The 25,147-nt window shown below is 42.9% G+C and carries 20 protein-coding genes, 1 tRNA gene and 1 riboswitch; of the genes, 4 read left to right on the top strand and 17 right to left on the bottom strand.

What is annotated here, in order from left to right; translation table 11 throughout:
• Positions 1-119 precede the first annotated feature (119 nt).
• From AB5170_RS19990 to ftsH, 7 genes are all read right to left on the bottom strand, one after another.
• Complete coding sequence (locus AB5170_RS19990; RefSeq protein ID WP_148462827.1) at positions 120-1,484, bottom strand: PFL family protein; 1,365 nt, start codon at positions 1,482-1,484, stop codon at positions 120-122.
• 83 nt (positions 1,485-1,567) lie between these two features.
• On the bottom strand, positions 1,568-1,840 hold the full coding sequence (locus AB5170_RS19985; protein ID WP_021925040.1) for an ACT domain-containing protein: 273 nt from the start codon (positions 1,838-1,840) through the stop codon (positions 1,568-1,570).
• A 141-nt stretch (positions 1,841-1,981) separates the two neighbouring features.
• On the bottom strand, positions 1,982-2,779 hold the full coding sequence (locus AB5170_RS19980) for an MBL fold metallo-hydrolase (RefSeq protein ID WP_173718133.1): 798 nt from the start codon (positions 2,777-2,779) through the stop codon (positions 1,982-1,984).
• Entirely contained in the window at positions 2,766-3,365 is a 600-nt protein-coding gene (coaE, locus tag AB5170_RS19975) for a dephospho-CoA kinase (protein WP_148462829.1), read from the bottom strand. Before coaE ends, AB5170_RS19980 begins: the two co-directional genes overlap by 14 nt.
• A 92-nt stretch (positions 3,366-3,457) precedes the next feature.
• Positions 3,458-6,097, bottom strand: a complete 2,640-nt coding sequence (polA, locus tag AB5170_RS19970; RefSeq protein ID WP_173718132.1) for a DNA polymerase I — start codon at positions 6,095-6,097, stop codon at positions 3,458-3,460.
• A 23-nt stretch (positions 6,098-6,120) separates the two neighbouring features.
• Positions 6,121-6,459, bottom strand: coding sequence for an anti-sigma factor (locus tag AB5170_RS19965; RefSeq protein ID WP_118580021.1), 339 nt, complete (start codon positions 6,457-6,459; stop codon positions 6,121-6,123).
• Positions 6,460-6,690: 231 nt separating this feature from the next.
• Positions 6,691-8,550, bottom strand: a complete 1,860-nt coding sequence (gene ftsH / locus AB5170_RS19960; RefSeq protein ID WP_173718130.1) for an ATP-dependent zinc metalloprotease FtsH — start codon at positions 8,548-8,550, stop codon at positions 6,691-6,693.
• A gap of 148 nt (positions 8,551-8,698) precedes the next feature.
• Here ftsH and AB5170_RS19955 point away from each other — a divergent pair.
• Positions 8,699-8,781: transfer RNA gene (locus AB5170_RS19955), tRNA-Leu, on the top strand.
• 276 nt (positions 8,782-9,057) lie between these two features.
• Here the strand turns inward: AB5170_RS19955 and AB5170_RS19950 are convergent.
• From AB5170_RS19950 to AB5170_RS19935, 4 genes are all read right to left on the bottom strand, one after another.
• Positions 9,058-10,344, bottom strand: a complete 1,287-nt coding sequence (locus tag AB5170_RS19950; RefSeq protein WP_173718129.1) for a diaminopimelate decarboxylase — start codon at positions 10,342-10,344, stop codon at positions 9,058-9,060.
• Positions 10,345-10,432: 88 nt separating this feature from the next.
• Positions 10,433-11,866: a pyruvate kinase gene (gene pyk / locus AB5170_RS19945; RefSeq protein WP_148462834.1), complete on the bottom strand. Its 1,434-nt coding sequence runs from the start codon at positions 11,864-11,866 to the stop codon at positions 10,433-10,435.
• Positions 11,867-11,964: 98 nt separating this feature from the next.
• Positions 11,965-12,822, bottom strand: coding sequence for a rhomboid family intramembrane serine protease (locus tag AB5170_RS19940; protein WP_148462835.1), 858 nt, complete (start codon positions 12,820-12,822; stop codon positions 11,965-11,967).
• A 13-nt stretch (positions 12,823-12,835) separates the two neighbouring features.
• Entirely contained in the window at positions 12,836-13,777 is a 942-nt protein-coding gene (locus tag AB5170_RS19935) for a magnesium transporter CorA family protein (RefSeq protein ID WP_148462836.1), read from the bottom strand.
• 263 nt (positions 13,778-14,040) lie between these two features.
• On the opposite strand from AB5170_RS19935, the gene aroC reads away from it, so the two are divergent.
• The 3 genes from aroC to AB5170_RS19920 all read left to right on the top strand — a co-directional run bounded on the left by aroC (position 14,041) and on the right by AB5170_RS19920 (position 18,750).
• Positions 14,041-15,132, top strand: a complete 1,092-nt coding sequence (gene aroC, locus AB5170_RS19930; RefSeq protein ID WP_173772441.1) for a chorismate synthase — start codon at positions 14,041-14,043, stop codon at positions 15,130-15,132.
• Positions 15,133-15,233: 101 nt separating this feature from the next.
• On the top strand, positions 15,234-17,423 hold the full coding sequence (locus tag AB5170_RS19925) for a nitrogenase component 1 (protein WP_173772432.1): 2,190 nt from the start codon (positions 15,234-15,236) through the stop codon (positions 17,421-17,423).
• Positions 17,389-18,750, top strand: a complete 1,362-nt coding sequence (locus AB5170_RS19920) for a nitrogenase component 1 (protein WP_173772430.1) — start codon at positions 17,389-17,391, stop codon at positions 18,748-18,750. The genes AB5170_RS19925 and AB5170_RS19920 overlap by 35 nt, the downstream gene beginning before the upstream one ends.
• Before the next feature lie 66 nt (positions 18,751-18,816).
• On the opposite strand, the gene AB5170_RS19915 is transcribed toward AB5170_RS19920, so the two are convergent.
• The 6 genes from AB5170_RS19915 to AB5170_RS19890 all read right to left on the bottom strand — a co-directional run bounded on the left by AB5170_RS19915 (position 18,817) and on the right by AB5170_RS19890 (position 24,647).
• Positions 18,817-19,773 carry an ABC transporter ATP-binding protein gene (locus AB5170_RS19915; RefSeq protein ID WP_173774241.1) on the bottom strand — a complete coding sequence of 319 codons (957 nt, stop codon included), beginning with the start codon at positions 19,771-19,773 and terminating at the stop codon, positions 18,817-18,819.
• A complete protein-coding gene (locus AB5170_RS19910; RefSeq protein WP_118579997.1) occupies positions 19,763-20,557 on the bottom strand; it encodes an ABC transporter ATP-binding protein in 795 nt (264 codons plus the stop codon). The genes AB5170_RS19915 and AB5170_RS19910 overlap by 11 nt, the downstream gene beginning before the upstream one ends.
• A 2-nt stretch (positions 20,558-20,559) precedes the next feature.
• Positions 20,560-22,089, bottom strand: a complete 1,530-nt coding sequence (locus tag AB5170_RS19905) for an ABC transporter substrate-binding protein (protein WP_173774240.1) — start codon at positions 22,087-22,089, stop codon at positions 20,560-20,562.
• A 69-nt stretch (positions 22,090-22,158) separates the two neighbouring features.
• On the bottom strand, positions 22,159-22,980 hold the full coding sequence (locus tag AB5170_RS19900) for an ABC transporter permease (protein ID WP_173774239.1): 822 nt from the start codon (positions 22,978-22,980) through the stop codon (positions 22,159-22,161).
• Positions 22,970-23,917, bottom strand: coding sequence for a nickel ABC transporter permease (gene nikB, locus AB5170_RS19895; protein WP_118579991.1), 948 nt, complete (start codon positions 23,915-23,917; stop codon positions 22,970-22,972). The genes AB5170_RS19900 and nikB overlap by 11 nt, the downstream gene beginning before the upstream one ends.
• Before the next feature lie 4 nt (positions 23,918-23,921).
• A complete protein-coding gene (locus AB5170_RS19890; RefSeq protein ID WP_173772426.1) occupies positions 23,922-24,647 on the bottom strand; it encodes a class I SAM-dependent methyltransferase in 726 nt (241 codons plus the stop codon).
• Between the two features lie 145 nt (positions 24,648-24,792).
• Positions 24,793-24,991, bottom strand: a riboswitch (cobalamin riboswitch).
• Positions 24,992-25,147: the final 156 nt, after the last annotated feature.

The raw sequence follows: 25,147 nt of genomic DNA, 5'->3' as shown, positions 1-25,147 counted from the left end.
GTCTTGTCGTCGTGCCCGCCTCCGTGCGGGCATTTTTCAATTCAAGAGAGCGCCACAGGCGGTCTTTCCTATAAAGCAAAAAAGTTTCTGTTCACTCCGTGACCAGTAACCCAGAAAACTTAGTTTTTAAAGCTATGGATCGGAGCTGGAATTCTTCCGCCTCTTGCCACAAACGCATCACAGGAGAAATTATTTACCGGCATGATTGGTGCATAGCCAAGAAGACCACCGAATTCTACTGTCTCTCCTACTCCTTTTCCGATAACAGGGATCAGACGGACTGCTGTTGTTTTCTGGTTCACCATTCCAATTGCTGCTTCATCTGCAATAATGCCGGAAATGGTGGATGCCTTCGTATCACCTGGTACTGCGATCATATCAAGTCCCACAGAGCATACGCAGGTCATAGCCTCTAATTTCTCAATGGTAAGGGCACCTGCTGTTACCGCATCGATCATTCCCTGATCCTCGCTGACCGGAATAAATGCACCACTCAAGCCTCCAACTGCTGTGGAAGCCATTACACCACCTTTTTTTACCTGGTCATTTAACAGGGCAAGAGCTGCTGTAGTTCCAGGTGCACCGGCTCTTTCAAGACCGATTTCTTCCAGGATCTCAGCCACACTGTCACCGATTGCAGGAGTAGGCGCAAGGGAAAGATCCACAATTCCAAATGGAACGCCAAGCATCTTGGAAGCCTCCCTGGCAACCAGCTGACCTACACGGGTTACCTTAAATGCAGTTCGTTTGATCATCTCACAGAGAGTTTCGAAATCCTCTCCTCTTACTTTCTCCAGAGCGGTTTTTACAACACCTGGACCACTGACGCCAACATTAATAATACTGTCAGCTTCTGTAACGCCGTGGAAAGCACCTGCCATAAACGGGTTGTCATCCGGCGCATTGCAGAATACTACCAGCTTGGCACAGCCAAGGGAATCCTGTTCTTTGGTTGCCTGAGCTGTTTCCAGAATAATCTCTCCCATAAGCTTCACGGCATCCATATTGATTCCAGTCTTTGTGGAACCAACATTCACAGAACTGCATACCCGCTCTGTACTGGCAAGCGCCTGCGGAATAGAACGGATCAGAAGCTCCTCTGCCGGTGTCATTCCCTTACTTACAAGAGCTGTATATCCACCAATAAAGTTCACTCCCACCTGCTTGGCAGCTTTGTCCAGGGTCCTGGCTATTGTTACAAAATCATCTGTAGTTTTGCATGCAGCACCCCCAATCAGACCGATTGGTGTAACAGAAATTCGTTTGTTTACAATTGGAATTCCGTACTGTGCTGATATTTTCTCACCAGTTGCCACCAGATCTTTGGCATATGTGGTAATTTTGTTATAAATTTTTTCGTTTAATTTCTCAAGATCGCTGTCAATACAATCCAGCAGGCTGATTCCAAGAGTAATGGTACGTACATCCAGATTCTCCTGCTCGATCATTTTGTTGGTCTCATTCACCTCAAATATATTAATCATAGCATTCGTATTCCTTTCTATGGATATATCACCTACAGGCGACATTTTTGTTAAATGAAAGTCCGATGGATGGGACTTTCATTTCAAATTCGATGCATTACGTTGAAAATATCCTCATGCTGACAATGGATCACTACGCCGATCTCATCCCCGAGAGCAGCCAGTTCTTTGGAAAGAGTTGCAATTTCCTTGTCTGAAGCACTGGTATCTGCTACCATCATCATGTTAAAATATCCCTGTACAATCGTCTGGGAGATATCCAGAATGTTAACCTGATTCTGGGCAAGATAAGTACATACCTTTGCAATAATACCAACGGTGTCATTTCCTACTACTGTGATAATTGTTTTTTTCATGATACTCCTCCTGTATTTGGGTCTGCAGCCCATTTTGACTGTCCCAGGGAAAATACAGCTTTAAGTTTTCCCTGATCTGTATATAAAAACTGAACCTGTATTTCAAATATAGTTTTGTTTCTTTACTGTAAATTATCTCCTCTACAATACAACCACATCTGAAATACTGTCCCGTTTCGCAACCTGAATCTGAAAATCTTTTGATCTATATGGATTATCTCCAAGAGTTACCTCTGAGCACACAGTCTCATAGGCAAGAGCCTCATAGTTGTTTTCTTTGCTTAAATGTCCAAGAAAAACAGCTTTCATGTCATCATGCAAAAGCCTGCAAAGCAGCTTTCCTGCATTTTCATTGGAAAGATGTCCCCTGTCGCCTAAGATACGCTGTTTCAGATAATAGGGATAACTTCCCACCTGAAGCATACGGATATCATGATTTGCCTCCAGCAAAAGAGCATCCAGATTTTGTAAATTATCTACTATGTAATCGTTATATTTTCCAAGATCTGTGGCGATTCCAACTGCCTTGTCTTCACACTCAACCCGGTATCCTACCGGCTGTGCCGCGTCATGTGGAATAGAAAAAGGATGAATGGTCAGATCCCTGATATGAAAATCCTGATCCTCCACAATCTCATGAAAAGTGTCTTCCGGAAAATTCTTCATATTCTTCATTCTGCTGATTGCATCTGCAGTTCCACCTGTAGTATAAACCGGAATGTGGTATCTGCGTGCCATCACCCCCAGACCGCTGATATGATCGGAATGCTCATGAGTGACCAGAATCGCATCAATGTCCCTGCCAGTAAGTTCCAGCTGGTTCAGTCCCTGCTCGATCCTTTTGCCGCTTATTCCTGTATCTACAAGAACATGGGTTTCTTCTGATCCCACATAAATACAGTTTCCGCTGCTTCCACTGGCAATGCTACAAAGTCTCATTTCTTCTTACTCCTTCATCTATCTGCTTCCAGGTTTTTTCCACATTTCCGTTATTTTCTACAACGAAATCTGTATGGGCTCGAAAATAATCTTCGCTGGCCTGATTTCCGATAATTCCAAGAGATTTTTCCCTTGTATAGCCTCGGTTTTTCATCAGGCGCTGAATGCGGATTTCCTCATCTGTATGAATATACCATACTTCATCACAAAACTCCTGGTAATGTTCTTCCAGAAAAAGTGCAGCTTCCACAATGCATAGCTTCCGTCCCTTATTCTTCTGTTCCTCCAGGCTTTTCAGGATATATCTTTTTACAGCCGGATGAATTATTCCATTTAGGCGGCTCAAAAAATCCGGTTGCTCAAATACTACATCGGAAACCCTCTTCCGGTCAATAGTTTTATCGTTTTTTATCACATCTTTCCCAAACAGATCAATCACTGGCTGATAACATTCCTGTCCCGGAGCCATCACAATATGTCCCACTTCGTCAGCCTGTATAACAAAAGCATTATATTTTTTCTCAAGATAAGCAAGCACCGTACTTTTTCCGGCACCAACTCCTCCTGTAATACCAATTGTCTTCATTTGTCCTATTCCTTACTGCTTCGATTTCACCTGGTAATTATGAGGTGCAAACTATTTTCTTCCTCAATCCTATTCCAGACATAGCTCTGATTCTACTTTGCCTCGTACCAGTTATTCCCCTGATGCATATCTACTTCCAGCTCCACTGCCAGATTGGCTGCACCCTTCATTTCCTCTTCCAGAATTCTTGATACCTGAGGGATTTCATCTTTCCAAGTCTCGATCAGCAATTCATCGTGGACCTGAAGCACCAGTCTGGATCTCAGTTTCTCATCCAAAAGACGTTTATACACACGATTCATGGCAATTTTGATAATATCTGCGGCAGTTCCCTGAATTGGCGAGTTCATGGCAACACGCTCGCCAAAGGATCTCTGCATAAAATTGCTGGATTTCAGTTCCGGAACCGGTCTTCTTCTGCCAAACATAGTGGAAACATAGCCTTTTTCTTTTCCCTGCTCCACAAGTCCATCCAGAAATCCCTTTATGCTTGGATAGGTCTCAAAATATTTCTGGATATAAGCGGCAGCCTCTTTTCTTGTAATACTAAGATCCTGGCTAAGACCAAAAGAGCTGATGCCATATACAATGCCAAAGTTTACCGCCTTGGCATTTCGTCTTTGCAGAGGAGTGACCTCCTCAAGCGGAATATGAAAGACCTGAGACGCTGTCAGTCGATGAATATCTTCCGCCTCCCTGTAAGCCTTGATCAGCTTTTCATCCCCGGACATGTGAGCCAGAACACGCAGCTCAATCTGTGAGTAATCAGCATCCAGGAATACAAATCCAGCTTCCGGTACAAATACTTTGCGGATCAGTCTTCCAAGCTCCATTCGGACTGGAATATTCTGAAGGTTTGGCTCTGTACTGCTGATTCTGCCAGTGGCAGTTATGGTCTGGTTAAAAGTGGAATGGATTCTTCCATCCTTCTCGATTACGGCTCCAAGACCGTCTGCATAAGTGGATTTCAGCTTTGTAAGCTGACGATATTCCAAAATATCATTTACGATTGGATTCTCTGATGCCAGTTTCTCTAATATATCTGCGGATGTGGAGTAGCCGGTCTTCGTTTTCTTTCCTCCCGGAATAGCCATTTTTTCAAAAAGGATCACACCAAGCTGTTTCGGAGAATTGATATTAAATTCTTCTCCTGCCTGCTGCCAGATCAGCTTTTCCAGTTCATGAATGCGGACAGTCAGCTTTTCACCATAATTTTTCAATTCTTCTCCTTTTACTTCGATTCCCCATTTTTCCATGGAATCTAACGTAAATACAAGAGGAAGTTCAATCTCTGTGTATACCTTCCACATACCTGTTTCCTGAAGCTTCGCTTTCAAGGGGGCTCTGGTGGCAAAAGCGGTATACGCCATATAGCATGCCAGATGTTCCAGTTCCGGCATATCCTCCTCCCAGGCCTTTTTCAGGGATATTTTTCCCAGAAGCTCTTCTTTTCCCGGAAGGAGCTTCCCATCCAGATAATCTTTTGCAAGCTCTTCATAAGTATAAGTACTTTTCAAAGGATTCAGAAGATAAGCTGCAATGCCACAGTCAAATACGTTTGCATCGGGTGTTAGATCAGCACGCTTGAGCATGGTTTTTACGTCCATGGAACAAACTGTGGTAGACTTCCCCAGCCTGCCGATCTTATCACTTAAATAAGCTGCTGTTACCATTCCCTCCACAGGAACATAATACATTTCATCTTCCCCTAATGCCAGACCAGCTCCATAGACACCTTCTTTATCCCAGAGAAGCGCTATTCCCACAGCTTCTGCCTGTCCCGCTTTTTCAAAAAGTGCCTCACAGCCCTCCAGATCATTGCAGATGAAAAAATCCTGTTCTATTGTATTTTCATTCACTTCAGCCGGATCAAATTTCATCAGAAAATTCCGGAAATCCAATTTTCTGCATAGCTCGTAGGCTTCCTTTGTAAAAATATTTCCTAACTGGAATTTCTCCTGTTCAAATTCTATGGGGCTGTTTGTACAAATAGTTGCAAGCTCCTTACTCAGCTGGGCCATCTGGTAATTTTCCCTCAAAGATTCTCTGGCCCGCTTTTGTGAAATCTCTTCCACATGGGAAAAAGCATTTTCTATGGAGCCATATTCTGCAAGCAGCCTGGTGGCTGTCTTCTCTCCGACACCTGGAATTCCAGGAATATTGTCGGCAGCATCACCCATAAGAGCCTTTAATTCTATAACCTGGGCAGGAGTAACCAGATACCGCTCCTGCACCTGGTCTTCCTTATAGTCTTCTATAACAGTCTGCCCTTTTGCAGTCCTTGGCAGACGGATCATGGTTTTCTTAGTCGCCAGCTGTAAAAGATCACGGTCACCGGAAAGAATGATTACATCCATACCTTTTTCTTCACCTTTTTTCGCCAGCGTACCAAGAATATCGTCTGCTTCAAAGCCTGCAAGGGAAACTGTGGCGATTTCCATCTTTTCAAGCATCTCTTTCAAGAGCGGAATCTGTTCCTTTAGTTCCTGAGGCATGGGCTTACGTGTACCTTTGTATTCTGGGTATTTCGCATGGCGAAAAGTCGGCTCACTTCTGTCAAATGCCACTGCCAGATATTCCGGTTTCTCTTCTCCCAGCACTTTAAACAGGATATTTAAAAAGCCATAGACAGCACCTGTATGCAGACCTTCTGAATTAGTCAGATCCGGAAGTCCGTAAAATGCCCTGTTTAAAATACTGTGACCATCTATCAGTAAAATTTTCTCACACATATAAGCCTCCTGTACCGTGTTTCCTATAATACCTGCATAATAATATAAATCAAAAATCCACCCAGTCCAGCAATCAACGCACAGAATCCCATTCCACTCAGCGCGCGGCGGAATCTCATCTTCAGTATATAATGCTTGGATTTACGAATATCTTCTTCCAGAAGCTCCCGAAGATCCAATGAGGAATCTCTGCTCTCCTCATCCAGCTGCTGCATGGCAGCATGAACAATAAAATAAGTTTCCAGCTCGTCGTAACAGGACGGACAATTTTCCACATGTTCCAGAAAATCCTCCAGTTCATCTACAGATAAATCATGCTCAATGTATCGGTTTACCATACTCTCTGCTGTCTGACAATTCATGGAAACACTCCTCCCTTTTGCAGCCCATATTTGTTATTATATCCGAATCTTCCCCAAAACACAAGAGACAGCAGATGTTTGACCGGATACTCTTTAAGCAGACAAGGGAAATAACCAAAATCTGTTTAAAGGGCATCTGATCTTTTTCTGCTGTCCCTTATTTTATATATCCGGCAATGCGGTTCTTTTTATTGCCGCAAAGTCCGGTCAAATATTACAAAAATGCTCTTTTTACTCTGCACTGGCTGTAAGAGACTTCGGCGGATCATTTAAAATCTTCATAAATTCCTCGCCTGTGATTGTTTCATGCTCATACAGATATTTTGCAAGTTCATGAAGCTTCTCAATATTATCCTCAAGAATCTTATAGGCCTTCTCATGCTGTCTTCGTACCAGCTCTACTACCTTTTTGTCCAGAAGCGTCTGTGTCTCAAAGGAGCAGCTAAGACTTGAATCACCACCCAGATACTGATTGCTCATACTTTCCATCGCAACCATATCGAACTCATCGCTCATGCCATAGCGTGAAATCATGCCTCTGGCAATCTTGGTAGCCTGCTCGATATCATTCGACGCGCCAGTTGTAACACTGTGGAAAATCAGTTCTTCAGCAGCACGGCCCCCAGTAAATGTAGCAATCTTATTCTCCAGTTCTTCCTTTGACATCAGGAAGTGCTCCTGCTCATCCACCTGCATGGTGTATCCAAGAGCGCCTGAGGTACGGGGAATAATGGTAATCTTATGAACCGGAGCAGAATCCGTCTGTTTCGCCGCCACAAGTGCATGTCCCACCTCATGATAGGATACGATCAGCTTCTCCTTATTGGAAAGCACCCGGTTTTTCTTCTGGTAACCAGCGATAACAACCTCTATACTCTCCTCAAAATCAGCTTGCGTAGCAAACTTCCTGCCATCACGGACAGCACGAAGAGCCGCCTCATTTACAATATTGGCAAGCTCTGCACCGGAAGCGCCGGCTGCTGCCTTGGCAATTTCATCGAAACGGACACTGTCTGCGATTTTGATCTTTCTGGCATGGACTTTCAGGATTTCCTCACGTCCTTTCAGATCCGGAAGTTCTACCGGAATACGTCTGTCAAAACGCCCCGGACGCAGGAGGGCCGGATCCAGGGAATCTGGACGGTTGGTAGCAGCCAGGATTACAACTCCCTTGGAGCCGTCAAATCCATCCATCTCTGTAAGCAGCTGGTTTAATGTCTGCTCACGTTCATCGTTTCCACCTGTGAAGCTTCCGCTGTCACGTTTCTTACCAATGGTATCAATCTCATCAATAAATACAATACAAGGTGCCTTCTCATTTGCCTGCTTAAACAGATCACGAACCTTGGCAGCACCCATGCCCACAAACATTTCCACAAATTCTGAACCGGAAATAGAGAAAAACGGTACTTCTGCTTCTCCTGCAACTGCCTTGGCAAGCAATGTCTTACCTGTACCTGGAGGGCCTACAAGAAGGGCGCCTTTGGGCATGGATGCTCCAATCTCCGTGTATTTCTGCGGATTATGAAGATAATCTACAATTTCCGTAAGAAGCTCTTTCGCCTCGTCCTCACCTGCCACATCTGTAAATTTAATTCCTGTAGAAGACTTCACATATACTTTGGCATTGCTTTTTCCAAAGGACATTGCTCCGCCAGGACCACCGCCCATAGAGCTCATCATCTTCTTACTCAGCCATCTTCCAAGGAAAACAAAGATTACGATTGGGATCACATATCCGATCACCAGACTGAGTAAGATGGACTGCTTCTGAGGCTCCACTGCTTCCATACTGGTTCCGGCTTCATAAAGGCGGCTTACAAGGTCCGGATCATCCATGCGTACAGTCTTGCACACCACGTCCTCGCCGTTCTTTCTCACTATATAATAGATATAATCGTCCTGCACCTCTGCCTTAGATACATTTCCACGCTCTACATTGCTGAGGAATGTACTGTAGTCGGTTTTCTCTACAGAGCGTTCCTGCATGGCTGGAATGGCAAATATGTTCAGGAAAAGGATCACCACAACCGCTATCAGTGCAAAAATGTACAATGGCCGGTTCTCTGGTTTTTTATGGTCAATATTCATTGGCATTTCCTCCATTTTCTGTCAACTGTTAAATACTTTAGCATTTCCATGTATGAATATCAATATTCTGCCTCGAAAATTTATAAACTTTTCATAATTTCATCTTTACTTTATTTTTATAATGTGCTATTATATCAATTGTTCAACCGCCGGCATGTCGGAATGGCAGACGAGGCAGACTCAAAATCTGTTGTAGGCAACTACGTGTGGGTTCAAGTCCCACTGCCGGCATTTTTAACACTTCATAAGTTATATAAATCCCGTCAAGTCCTTGATTTTGCGGGATTTTTTGTTGCTCAGAATTTCAAAAAATGTCAAGGATTGTCAAAAATCTGCCCCGCATTTACCTCGCGGGTTCATACTTTTGACCATCTATCCCAAACTGTTCCGAAGAAATTCTTTCTATATAGCAAAAGAGGATCCGCCAGCAACTCAGCGGTTCCTCTTTTCATTTACACAGTCTGCAAGCCAAACGCATCAAACTGTTTTTATTTTACTCATAAGTAATTACGCCCGGTCTTCATCCTCCAGCATTTTCTCAAAAATCGGGAAGCAGTCGAAAGTTGCAAAGTAATCTCTTGGGGTCTCGGCGCGACGGATCATATCGAAGCTTCCATCTTCGTGAAGAAGGATCTCCGCAGATTTCAATTTACCATTGTAATTATATCCCATGGAAAAACCATGTGCGCCAGTATCATGAATCACCAGATAATCTCCCATATCAATCTTCGGAAGATAACGGTCAATTGCAAACTTATCATTATTCTCGCAAAGAGATCCTGTGATATCATACAGGTGATCGCAAACCTGATCCTCTTTTCCAAGAACAGTAATATGATGATAAGCACCGTACATAGCCGGCCGCATAAGGTTTACTGCACAGGAGTCCACACCGATATACTCTTTGTGAGTGTGCTTCTCATGAATCGCTTTTGTTACCAGGCAGCCATAAGGTCCCATCATGAATCGTCCAAGCTCTGTATAAATAGCTACATCTCCCATTCCTTCCGGAACCAGAACTTCTTCATATACCTTGCGTACACCTTCTCCAATTGCACGAATATCGTTTGGAGTCTGCTCCGGGCGATAAGGAATACCAATACCACCGGAAAGATTGATGAATTTAATATGCGCCCCAGTCTCCTTCTGAAGCTTCACAGCAAGTTCAAACATAACCTTCGCAAGCATCGGGTAGTAATCGTTCGTCACTGTATTGCTGGCAAGAAATGCATGAATTCCAAACTCCCTGGCGCCCTTACTCTTCAGGATACGAAATGCATCAAAAATCTGCTCCGTAGTCATGCCATATTTTGCATCCCCAGGATTATCCATAATATCATTGCTGATCTTGAACACTCCACCAGGATTATAACGGCAGCTAATGATCTCCGGAATCTTTCCAACAGCTTTCTCTACACTCTCAATATGAGTGATGTCATCAAGATTGATAATTCCACCGATCTCATCTGCATATTTAAACTCTTTATCCGGAGTGTCATTAGAGGAAAACATAATGTCTCCCTTCTTGCATCCGATAGCTTTGGAAAGCATCAGTTCTGTCATGGATGAGCAGTCACATCCGCAGCCATATTCCTGCAGAATCTTGATCAGAAACGGGTTCGGGGTTGCCTTTACTGCAAAAAACTCCTTAAAGCCCTTGTTCCATGCAAAAGCTTCCTTTAAAGCCTGTGCATTTTCCCGGATGCCCTTCTCATCATAAAGATGAAATGGGGTGGGATATTTTTCGGCAATTTCCTGTACCTTCTCCAGTGTTACAAAAGGTGTCTTTTTCATAATAGTTTCTCCTCGTTTGTAAAATACAGCACTCGCTGCGCTTAAAAAGTAATTTTTCTATTGCAACAAATCAGATCATGTGACAGCTTTATTTGGCTTCAATCACATGCAGCATATTTGTTACAGCACCTTCCCGGGTCATATTGGTAGCAGGATCTCCAACCGTAAATACGATCAGGTCTCCTTTCTTTGCAAGCCGCTTTCTGCGGACAACGCTCATGGCCTGGGAAATAATGTGCTCTGTAGAATCCTTCTCGTATCCTTTCAGCGGTGTAACGCCCCATACAAGCTGAAGTCTATGCAGAATCGTATCATTGGGAGTGACAGCATAAATAGGAGCTTCCGGCCGGAAATTGGAAATCAGTCTGGCTGTTCTTCCTCCAAAGGTAGGAGTCACAATGGCCTTGGCCTTCAGATCTCTTGCAGTCTGCACTGCAGCCAGTCCCACAGCACTGGACACTCTGCTCTCACCACACATATTGCGGTTATGGGTATAATCCTCATAATTCAGGTGAGGCTCTGTGGTCTGTGCAATCTCCACCATCATCTTCAGTGCTTCCAGCGGATATTTACCAGCTGCAGTTTCACCGGAAAGCATGATCGCATCTGTACCGTCGTAAATAGCATTGGCAACGTCTGCCACCTCAGCTCTTGTAGGACGTGGATTACGGATCATGGAATCCAGCATCTGGGTAGCAGTAATAACCGGAACATAGTTCTCATTGCACTTGCGGATGATCATTTTCTGGATATAAGGAACCTCACTTGGAGGAATCTCCACGCCAAGATCGCCTCTGGCAACCATAATACCATCTGCGGCCTTGATGATCTCATCAATATTTTCAACACCTTCGGCATTCTCGATTTTGGCAATGATTCCAATATCATGTCCGCCATTTTCATCTAAAAGCTGACGGATTTCTTTAATCGCTTTTGCGTCACGTACAAAAGAAGCTGCAATATAATCAAACTCCTGTGTAATTCCAAACAGAATATCCTCTTTGTCCTGCTCTGTAATTCCCGGAAGCTTCACTTTCACATAAGGGACGTTGATTCCTTTGCGCTCTCCAAGCTCGCCGCCGTTTAAGACACGACAGACAATATCCCCATTCTTAATATTCTCAATCTCCAGTTCGATCAGACCATCATCAATCAGGATTTTACCGCCTTTTTTCACATCTTTGTAAAGATTTTCATATGTGATGGCGACTCTGGTCTCATCTCCCTCTATATCACCGGTAGTAAGTGTAAATTCGCTTCCAGCCTCCAATGTAATCTTCTTATGATCCTTAAGAAGCTTGGTACGGATCTCCGGTCCCTTTGTATCAAGAAGCAGGGCAACCGGAATATTCAGTTCTTCCCGTAGGTTTTTGACCATGTCTACTCTTCCCCTGTGTTCTTCATGAGAACCATGGGAAAAATTAAAACGTGCAATATCCATTCCGGCACGCATCATAGCTCTTAAAGTATTTTTCTTACTGGATGCTGGTCCCATAGTACAGATAATTTTTGTTCTCTTCATAAGCAGTCTTTCCCTCTGTCTTTTCAGTCATTTGCTGGCTGCTGCCCACATCGTTCACAGCAGCCATGCAATGTTACCGGTTAACAATTACATTAATTTCATTTCACATGTGTATGTGTAAAAAGATGGTCCTGGCAATACTCATAATTTCCATTGCATCTGGAACAAAAACGAAATTCCAGATTAGGATCATCAAGCTCAGTACGTCCGCAAATCGCGCATTTGTGCTTGGTCACACTGCCGCTGCCTGATTTCATACGTCCCTGGGGTTCCATTGCTCTGCGGAATTCATTTCTTCTGTGGACCTCCTTCGGGTTATACCGGCTGAAATCCTTTGTTCCAAAGTAAAAAATAATGAAATTCAACAGAGAAGCCACAATCGGGATCACCAAATACCATGCACCTGCCATAATGTACTGAATCATTTCATATACAACGATCACCACATAAAAAATTGCCATCCACTTCATCTTCACCGGAATGATAAACATAAGCAGAACCTGCATATCCGGATAACACATTGCATATGCAAGGAATGTGGACAGACTGATATAGTAAGTAGAAAATACGTTTCCTACCAGAACATTTCCTCCGAGAAGGAAATACAGAATGAACGCTCCCAAAATTGTAAATATCACGCCCGAAAGAATATACAACGTATATTTAAAAGTTCCAATCGTCCGCTCCAGAGAAGTTCCAATTGGATAATAAAAGAACAGAACTGCAATTGCAAACCATAATACTCCGGAAGTGCTCGGTGGATACAGTACCCAGGTCACTAGTCTCCATACCTGTCCCCGCAGAATATACGCTGGTTCCAGGCTCAGCCAGTTCAGTATGCCTGGATTCACGATCATCAGTGCATAACCGATCACATAGCATACAATCATGTAAATTGTGAGATTGGGAATACCAAATCTTCCAAATTTTCGTTCCAGCTTATCAATAAATTTCATGTAATCCTCCTATTCAGAAAAATTTCTTCTTGGACAGAATCACAGCTGCCACAATACTCACCAGTATGGACAGCAATATCACCACTAAAAATCCCCATTTGTCAGCAGAAAACGGCATTCCCGAAGGGCTCAGGTTCATTCCATATGCACTGAACACAATAGTGGGAATACTCATTACAATCGTGATAACGGACAAAACCTTCATAACCACATTCAGGTTATTGGAAATAACCGAGGCAAAAGTCCCCATCATGCTGCTTAAGATACCGCTGTATATATTGGCCATCTCGATTGCCTGTTTATTCTCAATGATAACATCTTCCAGAAGATCCGTATCCTCCGGGTACTGCTTAATGCTCTCTACCTTCAGAAGCTTCTCCAGTACTACCTCGTTCGACCGAAGAGATGTAGTAAAATAAACCAGGGATTTCTCCAGTTCCAACAGTTCCATTAGTTCCTGATTACGGGTGGACATGTGGAGCTTCTCCTCCACCTGTTCACTTTTCTTATCTATAATACGCAGATAATGCAGGTACATAGTGGCATTGCGGTACAGGATCTGCAAAATGAATCTGGTTTTCATATAGGTAAAGAAATTACGTACTCTTCCCTCCATAAACCGGGTAAGCACCTGGGTATCCTCCAGACATACGGTAAAAATCATCTTCTTGGTAACAATAATACCAAGAGGGATAGTGCCATACCAGTCCTTGTCATTGCGTTCCTCGATCATAGGAACATCTACCAGGATCAGTGTATAATTATCTTCCACTTCAATACGAGAACGCTCTTCCTCATCCAGAGGAGCGCGAAGATCATCTACTTCGATTCCGAATCTTTCGGACATCTCAAAGATCTCAGTTGCAGTGGGATTGGTCATTGCAATCCAACAATCCTCCTGTGGCTCCTGAATCTCATGGATCGCACCCTCTATTGTCTTAAAAATCCTTACCACAAGCTGCACTCCTTCCAATCTCTTGCTTCTGTATAAAAACCAGCTGTCCCACTTTTCTGTCAGACAGGGCTCCTATCCTCAAAAATACACGCTTAATTATAATTTCTACAGGAAATTTTGTCAATTCTAATAGATTCGGTTTACAAATTTTTTGCATTTCGCTATAATGTCTTTAACATCACATTCATACTTTAATTCGGCACAGCAGTTTTCCCTCCACAACTGGCGATTGCTGCAGTCCGAAGAAGAAAGGATTTATGCCTATGAGTCAGTCAACATTTGGAAAAAAATTTACGGTAACTACCTGGGGAGAGTCCCACGGCAAGGCACTGGGCACCGTTGTAGATGGCGTTCCGGCAGGACTTTTCCTTACGGAGGCAGATATACAGGCTTATCTGGACAGAAGGAAGCCTGGCCAAAGCCGTTACACCACTGCCCGAAATGAAGGAGATGAAGTCGAAATCCTTTCCGGAGTCTTTGAGGGACAGACCACTGGCACCCCCATTTCCATGATCGTGCGGAACAAAGACCAACGTTCCCGGGATTACGGAAATATCGCGCAGACCTATCGTCCTGGACATGCAGATTTTGGGTTTGACAGTAAATATGGTTTTCGCGACTACAGAGGCGGTGGACGTTCCTCTGGACGTGAGACCATCGGCCGAGTTGCCGCAGGAGCCATTGCAGCCAGGATTCTGAAAGAACTTGGTATTACCCTGCAGGCCTACACCAGTTCCATCGGACCAGTCTCCTGCCACAGCTACCACCCTGAAATAATACCGGAAAACTCTTTCTATATGCCAGATATGGTTGCCGCAGAAAAAGCAGCCAAGTATCTGGAGAAATGCATGAAAGAGGAGGACAGTGCAGGCGGTGTTGTCGAGTGCCGTATAAGCGGCGTTCCTGCTGGCATTGGAGATCCTGTATTTGGAAAACTAGATGCAGCTTTTGCCCAGGCACTGATGTCTATTGGCGCCGTAAAAGCAGTGGAAATCGGCGATGGTGTAAAGGTTTCCACCATGAAGGGTTCCGAAAACAATGATGGCTTCCACATGGAAAATGGCAGAATTGTAAAGACCACCAACCACTCTGGAGGCATTTTAGGCGGAATCAGTGACGGCGGTGAAATTCTCCTCCGCGCCCACATCAAACCAACCCCATCCATTGCACAGCCTCAGCAGACTGTTACCACTACCGGCGAGAACACCTCCATCGAAATCAAAGGCCGCCATGATCCGGTAATCGTCCCCCGTGCCGTTGTAGTAGTAGAATCCATGGCCGCCATCACACTGGTAGATGCTATGTTTTCTAATATGAGCGCACGGATGGATTATGTGAAGGATTTTTATCTGTAGATTACGAAAAAAACGTCGTTAAAAATTTTTCCAGCAAGTAATAACAGTCTCCAATGCCATTATCAAAGGTAATTTGGAATTTCATAATGAGGAGGACCAATATGCAAATTGCAGTTTATGGAAAGGGAGGGATTGGGAAATCCACAATAAGTGCGAATCTGACCGCAGCCTTAGCAGTCTGCAACAGTAAAGTACTTCAAATAGGATGTGATCCCAAGCACGACTCAACCCGTCTTCTACACCATGGGCAAAAAATCACAACTATCCTCGATTATCTTCTAAACACTCCTGAAGATGAACAAAACCTGGCAGATGTATTAATACCAGGTTTTCTTGACACTGGTTGCATAGAAGCAGGCGGTCCCAGACCAGGAATGGGCTGTGCAGGCCGGGGAATTCTGACTGCATTTGATTTTTTAAACAAATACCACGCCATAGAAAAATATGACCAGGTCATATATGATGTATTAGGAGATGTTGTCTGTGGCGGTTTTGCGGTTCCTGTCCGCAAACAATATGCCGATGCAGTAGTTCTTGTAACAAGTGGGGAATCTATGTCTATTTATGCTGCAAATAACATTCTGTGCGGAATAAAGAATCTTAATCCCCAGGGCAGACAGATTGCCGGGATCATCTATAACAGCCGCGGAGTCGGTGATGATCGCAAATATGTAGAAGACTTTACCAATGCTGTCAATCTTCCAATTCTTGCAGAAATTCCCAGAAGTAATCTTTTTACCCAGGCAGAAAAAGAAGCAATGACTCTGGTTGAAAAATCCCCCAAAAGTGCCGAAGCTAATATTTTTCTGGAGCTTGCACAAAAATTACAAACGCAGCCTGTTCTTTATGCCGCTGCCCCTTTATCTGAAGAGCAGATGGAGCTTTTTATGCGTGGGGAAAGACTATCCCACACTACCACTACAATTTCCAAACATACATCTGCTCCCGTGATTACTGCTGTTCCCGCACAACCTTCTGCCACGAAAAAGAGAGCTTTATCTGATCCTTTTAGCAGAGTTCCGCTATATGGCTGTGCTTATCGTGGTGCTATCGATCTGGCGGTTCATATCAAAGATGCCGCAATTCTCGGACATGCTCCCAAAAGCTGCACCTGGTATGCCATTAACGGTTTTACCAGCTACGGACGAAGAGGATTGTATGAACGCGGAATCCTTTACCCGGCCTTTGTTCCAAGACAGTTTGAGAATACTGATATCACCATAAACGAAGCCGTATACGGTGGTGTAGAACAGACACGGCGTAAAGCTTTTCAAATGGTGAAACGCGGAATCCGCAATATTATCACTGTCACTTCCTGTATTCCAGGCATGAGTGGCGATGACCTGGTTCCACTTCAAAAAGAATTAAAAAGTCTTGGTGTCGATATGTATATTATTCATACTGACGGAATCGAAGCCGGTGACTATAACGAAGGAATGGCACTTTGCTACAAAACGCTTGCTCTTCAAGCTGTTGATCCGAACGTAAAGCCAGAACCTGATTGCATCAATCTTGTCTATGAACATACAATTTCTTCTCAGACAGATCGTACTTTTATGAATCTGCAGGAAATATTTAAAAGAATAGGAATCCGAATCAACTGTCGCTTTATCTGCGCAGAATCAATGGAGAACATCCATAATTTTTTAAAAGCGCCTTATTCGATCATGGCACGCTATGATAAACTAGGACATGAACTGCAAAAAATATTTGAAGAAAAATATGGTTGCCGTTTTCTTTGCAACGAGCTTCCCAGGGGATTTTCCCAAACAGCCTCCTGGCTTCGCAAAATAGGAAAACTTTATGGAAAAGAAAAAGAAACAGAACAGGTAATTTTAGAAAACCGCATTCAATACACCCAAACTATTAACAACCTCAAACTTTTGTATAAAGGGAAAAAAGTGATTTTATTCTTAAAGAACAATAGCATTGATTGGATTCTTGAATTGGCTCATGATCTGGATTTGGATGTATTGGATTCTATCCTTATCGGAAGTAAAGAAGACAGCGTTGCAGATTGGAAGCATCAATTCTCAGCGGACTGGGAAAATGCACAAAATACATTATTTACTTCTATTGCAAAACAAAAGCCAGATCTTATTATCCTGAATGATTTTATGGGACAGACTTTCATACTTGATGAAATCTGCACCGTAAATCTTGCACGGGATATCAGCACAGGTTTCTTTACTGGAACAGATTGTGCTGCAAAATGGATCCGTTTATTTGAAAACACTTTGGAAGGACGATGGAAAAATGACAAATCATTATTTGAGAAACGCTGTCCCTGATCACATTGCGGGTGTTATCTCTGCATGCGAAGGGATCCAAAACAACCTGGTTCTCCTAAATGGTCCTATTGGCTGTAAAACCTACTATACCTTTAGTGGTGTTGATTCTTTGATTCGAAGATCCAATCTATGGACTCTTGGTGATGAGCTTCGACTGGAAGATGCTATGGATGACCGGTTGCTTCGCAGCCAGTTTTGCATCGGCAGTCCTCGCATACCAGCTACCAATCTCCGCTATTCTGATTACATTTTCGGGACCGCCGAACAACTTCATCGCGCATTAAACGATCTGTTTTCAGAAAGAAGTTATGACTTATTCACAGTAATCCAGACTCCCGGTACTTCTCTCCTCGGCGAAGCACTGGAGCCGGAACTGGATGCCATCAGCAAAGAATTTGGAATTCCACACCTTTTTATCGAATCCCCTGGCTTATCAGAAAATTCTATGATCGGATACGACGAAGCAACCGTTCGCCTGATGGAATTGTTATGTGATAAACCTTGCACCAATAAAAAAGCCTCCAAAATTCCATCTATTAACCTTTTTGGTTTTGATGCACATGAGAAATTCCCGGAAGGCGGTTTAAAGGAAATCACCAAATTACTGAAGCTTTGCGGAATCTCTGTTCATGTAGCAGCTGGTATGAATTGTCCCATAACTGATTTTCGTACAATTGCTCAGGCAGACGCCAATATTATACTCTGCCCGGAGCGTTGTAAAAAAACAGCCGAATATCTCCGCAGCCATTTTCCCATACCAGTTTACGAGACCGGAGGAATGCCAATCGGTTTTGACCTCACCGAAGAATTTGTCCGGGGGATTTCCTCTTTGCTCGGAACAAATTGTGAACCTGCATTAGATTATATTGAAGAAAGCCGTTCGCGCGCTTTCTATTTCATTGCACATAATATGGGAAATAAAGGCTTCCCAAAGGATCTTCGCTATGCCGCAGAAGGCGAACCATCCGTTCTAAGAGGATATGTGGATTATCTTTCCGGTTATTTAGGCATTAAGCCCAAAGTCATCCATCCACTTTATTTACAATGCCACACGGAAAATCTGATTCAGGAAAAGCTTCATGAGCTTCATTGTGAAGACGCACTGGAACAGGATATTGCCTCTGTAAATAATGTTATCCTTCTTGCTGGTGCAAACACAATCGTAGAATTGAACACTTACAGCGACAACATTTTTGGCATTGAAACTGCCAATCCAGGTTCCGGATATATCCATGTCATTCCCAAAACTTACGTTGGATGTACAGGTGCTCTATATCTTCTGGAACAAATCTTAAATGGTACAAAACTGCTTCGAGCATGGAATTAACTTTATTCCACCTCAAAAAAGCTGCCTGGCATCTACCAGACAGCTTTTACTGCTCAGAGCAGTATTTTATTTCATAAATTGAAAACAGGCAACCTTATGTCCTGGCTCAATCTCCTGCAAAAGAGGCAGTTCTTCTTTACATTTCTCCCTGCACCAGTTGCAGCGCCCGGCAAAAGCACAGCCCTTTTGCACTTCAAGAGGACTTGGAGGCTCTCCCTTTGCAGCTGCAATTTTCTCATTCTGATCGCAATATACATCAAAAACAGAACCAAGCAGCATTTTCGTATATGGATGTACTGCTTTTGCAGCAAGCGTCTCACTCTCCAGAATTTCCACAATTCTTCCCAGATACATAACTGCGATTCTCTGACTTACACTCCTTACCAGTGCCAGGTCATGCCCAATAAACAGACAGCTGATCTGCTTTTCTTCCACCAGCTTTACCAGCAGCTTCGCAATCTGGTTCTGTATGGAAACATCCAGTGCACCTGTCGCTTCATCACAGATCAGTAGTTTAGGCTGAATAGAAATGGCCCTGGCAATAGCCACACGCTGCAGCTGACCACCCGAAAGCTCATGTGGATAACGATTCACAAAATCTTCCGGAAGACCTACTTCCAGAAGCAGTTTGCGCGCTTCCTTAAGACCATTTTCTTTACTGATCCCATCAAAGTTTCTCCTGGATTCCATAAGATAAGTGCCAACTTTCATTCTTGGACTGAATGAACTTAAAGGATCCTGGAAAACCATCTGAATGTTTCGGCGGAAACGTCTTTTTTCACTGCCCTTCAGGTTCATGTAAGCTTCCCCTTCCAGCAGTACTTCTCCACCCGAAACAGGTATGATACCGGCAATCATTCTCGCCACTGTACTTTTCCCGCATCCACTTTCACCCACAATCCCCAGGCATTCACCTTTTTTGAGGGAAAAACTAACATCACTTACTGCATATAATTTTTCTTTTTTCACTGGAAATGTCTTATTCAGATTTTTAATTTCCAGGAGAATCGTATCATTTTGCAAATCGTTTTCCCTCCAGCCTTGGCACTGCCGCCAGAAGTTTTTTGGTATATTCGTGCTTCGGATGAAAGATCACATCATCTCTTTTTCCAAATTCCACCAGCTCACCCTTGCACATCACACCGATCTTATCTGAAATGTAAGAAGCAACTCCCATGTTATGTGTCACAAGAATAATTGCAGTTTCATACTGCTCCCGAAGCTTCTTCATTTCTCGTACCACTTCTGCCTGAATTGTCACATCCAATGCAGAAGTAGGCTCATCTGCAAGAAGAAGTCTTGGTCTTGCAGTCATTGACATTGCAATTCCAACACGCTGTTTCATCCCGCCGGAAAGCTCAAAAGGATAAGATACCATTACACGTTCCGGATCTGTCAGATGCATTTTTGCCAGCATTTCTTTTTCCAGTGACCGACAGTCAGCCTTTGCCATTTTCCTGTGCGCCAGAATAGATTCCCGATATTGAGACTCTACAATCCGTATGGGATCCAATGATGCTCCAACATCCTGAAAGATCATTGCAATTTCCGTTCCCCGGAGCTTTTGTAAAGACGTCTCATCTAATTCCAAAATATTTTTTCCCTGAAATAAGATTTTCCCCTCTGTCACTGTCCCGCCAGGAGGTAAAATTCCGAGAATAGCACGAATTAAAGTTGTTTTTCCACTTCCACTTTCACCTACGATACTGACGATTTCCTGCTCTCCTACAGAAAGAGAAACATGCTCTACTGCCGCTTCCTGCTCCTGATAGCGAATCGTACAGTTCTCAATATTCAGAATATCCATAATTATTCAGCTAATGTCCACTTGTTTGTTACAAGATAATAGTCAATTGGGAATACTGTTACATTCTCAAGTTTACTGTTTACAAGAGTCACGTTATCATTTGCATACATCCAGATTGCCGGGGCATCATCTGCCAGGATCTGCTGGGCTTCTACAAATGCGCTTACACGGTCCTCCTGAGTAAATGCAGCATCCAGTTTATCCAGAACAGACTGGAATTCATCACTGTGATATCCGCTGTAATTGTCACTTCCTCCATCAGACCAGCGGTTCATAAGATATTTCTGACCATCACCAGCATTTACAGTCTGCCAGTTTGGAGATACCAGCATATCGAAATCACCAGAAGCACGTTTGTCACTTACATTCTCCAGCATTTCAATCTGTACATCAACTCCGATCTGCTTCCACATATCCTGTAAAGTCTCACTTACTGCTGTTGAAGAACCATTGGCAATAGAAATTGTAAGGGACAGATTCTCTCCATCCTTATCCACAATTCCATCTCCGTCAGAATCGCTGTAGCCTGCTGCCTCAAGGCATTCTTTTGCCTTATCCAGATCATAAACCTGTCCGTTTACATCTTCAGAATCGTATCCTACAGATGGCGGGAATGCTGTGCTGATTGGAGAAGAATAACCATTTCCTGCTACCTGTGCTACAACATCACGATCTACTGCATAGGACAGTGCAAGACGAAGGTTCTTATCAGAAAGGGGATTTCCCTCGCGGCAGTTTAATTCGAAATCATTCTCTCTTGTTCCGGTTACTTTTACAATGTTGATATCGTCATTATTTTCCACACGATTAAGAGCTGTTGCATCCGGTCCCTGTGCAAGGTCAATATCTCCGGAAAGCATTGCATCTACCTTTGTATCACTTCCGATATTCTTTACAGTAATGCTCTTGATTTCCGGTGCTCCATCCCAGTAGTTCTCATTTGCCACAAGCTCAATCTTCTCTTCAGATACATACTCAGACACTGCATAAGGTCCTGTACAGATTGGCATAGTATCATAATTGCTTGTATCAGCTGTGGTGTCTACAATAACTGTCATCGGCTCTGTAAGCTGTGAAACAAAAGCACTGTATGCACCATCTGTAGTAAATACTACATTCTCTCCATCTACTTCGATGTTTGCAATTTTAAGATCTCCTCCACGAGAGTTATTATCAATAGATCTCTGGATAGAATCCTTTACGATCTCTGGTGTCAGCTCGGTACCATTGCTGAATTTTACTCCCTGGCGGATATGAAAACGATAAGTTGTATCATCAACCTGCTCCCACTCATCAGCTAACTGTCCTACAATTTCCATATTTTCATTTACAGTCACAAGAGTTTCTCCTACACCACAGCGTGTAAGATTCCATCCGCACCAGTCTGTTGCAGGATCCATGCCTTCGATGTAGGTGAAAAGTGCCAGATTAATGTGACTGTCATTTTCGGCTGCAAATGTAGTAACACCGCTTCCTATTACGCTGCATGCCATAATTCCTGCAAACAATAAAGATACTAACCGTTTTCTCATTTTTTATTTCTCCTCCTGTTGTTAAACTATAATCTATGTTCAACTCTTTATTTTAAAGAGTAAACATTCTTAATTTTTTCTTTTCGGATTCATCAGATCCTGAATACTGTCTCCAAGTAAATTAAATATGATTGCATTTATTAAAATAACAATACCAGGTGCCATAAGCATCCAGGGTGCCGAATACATATAGTCTTTTCCCTCAGACAGCATATATCCCCACTCCGGTGTAGGTGGCTGGGAACCAAGCCCCAGCAGGGAAAGACCTGCAATGGTCAAAAGTTTACTTCCAATATCCTGCGTAATATTTACTAACAGCGAAGGCATGACATTTGGAATAATATAACCTGTCATAATCCGGAAATTATTAGCGCCTCCCAGTCTTGCCAGCTCTATATATGTATTATTTTTTATGGAAAGCACTAATGACCGGCTAATTCTTGCATAATAAGTCCATCCTGTTATGGTCATTGCCAAAATCAGATTTGGAAGTCCTGTACCAAGAAAGCTTACAAGTGCAATTGTAAAAATGGAACCAGGAAAGGCCATCAGCATGTCAGATAAACGCATTAAAACAGCATCAAAAGCGCCTCCCCAGAAGCCTGCTATTGTCCCGATAAGAATTCCTACAACGGAAATGATCGCTGTCACAACAAATGCGATCAAAAGTGATGTTTTTCCTCCGTAAAGAATTCTCGAAAATATATCCCTTCCCATCTGATCAGTTCCCATGAGATACTGTTTGCATGGCGCTTTCAGAAGGTCTGTATAGTGTGTTTCCAACGGATCATAAGGTGCAAATTTTCCCGCGAACAATGCAAATAATAAGAAAAGCACTGCAAATGCCATTATAATCACAAAACGAATCCATAATTTTTTCTTACTCTTCATGTTGCAGGGCTCCTCTTCTAATTCTTGGATCAAGCCACTGGTAAGATATATCTACCAAAAGATTCACCAGTACATAAATACATCCCATCCACATAACATATCCCTGGATCAGCTGGTAATCTCTGCCGGAAATCGCAGCCACTGCTGCGCTGCCGATTCCATTCCAGCTAAAGACCGTTTCAACGATCATTGTTCCACCAAGTAATCCTCCAAATGACATGCCGAGCATTGTCACTACAGTAAGCAGGGAATTTGGCAGCACATGAAAGAAAATTGTACGAAACCTTCCAATTCCCCTTGCTTGACAGCCATTTATATATTCCTCATTCATCTGCTCGACCATTACCGCCCTGATCCGTCTTATGTAGTACGCACTCATGCTTAACGAAAGTGTTACAGACGGCATGATCAGACTTTTAAAAGAATCTGATCCCCCCACAGGCAGCCAGTGCATCTTAACTGCAAAAAAATAGATCATCATCATACCAACCCAGAAGCTAGGCAGTGAAATTCCAATAAAAGACATAAACCGAATAATATAATCAGCCTTTTTATCCTTATATACTGCTGATAAAATTCCTAACGGAAAAGAAATTAATATCATCAGAATAAACGATGCAACTGCCAGTTTAACCGTATTGGGGAGTTTTCTTCCTAATACCTGGGAAACGGGCTGTGCATATTTTACCGACATTCCGAAATCGCCATGTAACGCACCCTTCAGCCAATTCACATACTGCTCTCCAAAAGATTTGTCTAATCCGTATTTTTCTTCAATCTTTGCAATTACCTCCCGGTCATGACCTGCACCCATAGATTCTGCCAGCTGTTCAGCTGGATTTGACGGCAAAATATATGTAAGTCCAAAGGTCATCAGAGACAGCCCAAACAAAATAATCACAAGTGAAATCAGTCGTTTTATAATCTCTCTTTTCACTTTTTCAGCCTTTCTGTGCTACAATACAAAAACTCATCGGTAAAGGGCTGCCAGATATTTCCACCTGTATTTTATGAAATCCTGTTTCTACAAGTTTATTAAAATCCCAGTCAGGTCGATCTACCTGACTCATTGGCAATTTCTTTGCAATTTCATCCATAATGGAAAAATCTACATTTTCTTTATTATGTCGCGCATGGCACCCTTGTTCTTCTTTTTCATGTCCCCGCTGAAACTCATCATAGGCTTTCTGATACTTATCACTAAAAAAACGGCGATAATAATTTCCATCTTCCAGAATTAGAATTCCATCTTTTTTTAGAACCCTGTACGCTTCCTCATAAGCTTTATCTGCATGCTCCAGGTTCCAGAATACGTTTCTTGATACCACTGCGTCGAAGGAATTATCAGCAAATTCTAAGCTTTGCACATCCATCTGATGAAGTTCTGCTTTAAGTCCTTCTGTCTCCAGATTTCTTCTGACTTCTTCCAGCATTTTTGTGCTATAATCTACCGCAGTCACCTGAAATCCCATCGAAGCAAGCAAAGTGGTAAAAAAGCCAGCGCCACACCCATCATCTAATACATGGCATCCCGTTTTAAGAGAATTTTTGAAAATATTTTCCCATCTCTCTCCAGGTTCTGTTTTTCTTTCTTCCATACTGGCATCTGAAAATCCTCCAGCTCTCATATCCCAATATGACTGAATATTCTTTAACAATTCTGCCATTTGTGTTTATCCTTTCCAATAGCATAAACTTCTGCCAAATCAGGGAATTCATGTAATAAAAGCGTGAAAAAGCCGCTGCTAACGCAGCGGCTTAATGACATAATAATCCTGTTATATAAAACCAACCCCTATACCGTGCCCCGCAGCAAAAGTTCTTCATTCTGGCCGGTATTCTGGCTCCAGTGTCATCATAATGCTTTCCCTTCCCGATAAAAATTCAGTGGTTTCGAAAGCTTACTCAACTGTTACAGCTACGGCATAGCACAGGATTTTCACCTGTTTCCCGTTTGACCTGCTAGAATTTATTTTAATTTCCACCAGGCACCAAAATGGTCGTTTTATTCAATTCTCAACACAACATCGAAAAGTATAATACAGCATTTCCTGTTTGTCAATCAGAATGTATCAGGCCTCTATATCCTTTATGAACCATTTATGATAATGTCCTAATATACCACAAAGGAAAATGTCCCAATGTAGTATAATGCTTCCATCAACAG

Source organism: Ruminococcus sp. RTP21484sp1_RTP21281st1_A8_RTP21281_210402 (assembly GCF_040914025.1).
Lineage (GTDB): Bacteria > Bacillota > Clostridia > Lachnospirales > Lachnospiraceae > Blautia_A > Blautia_A faecis.
Note: the sequence above shows the minus strand (reverse complement) of the source record. Positions and strands in the feature narration are given on the sequence as shown.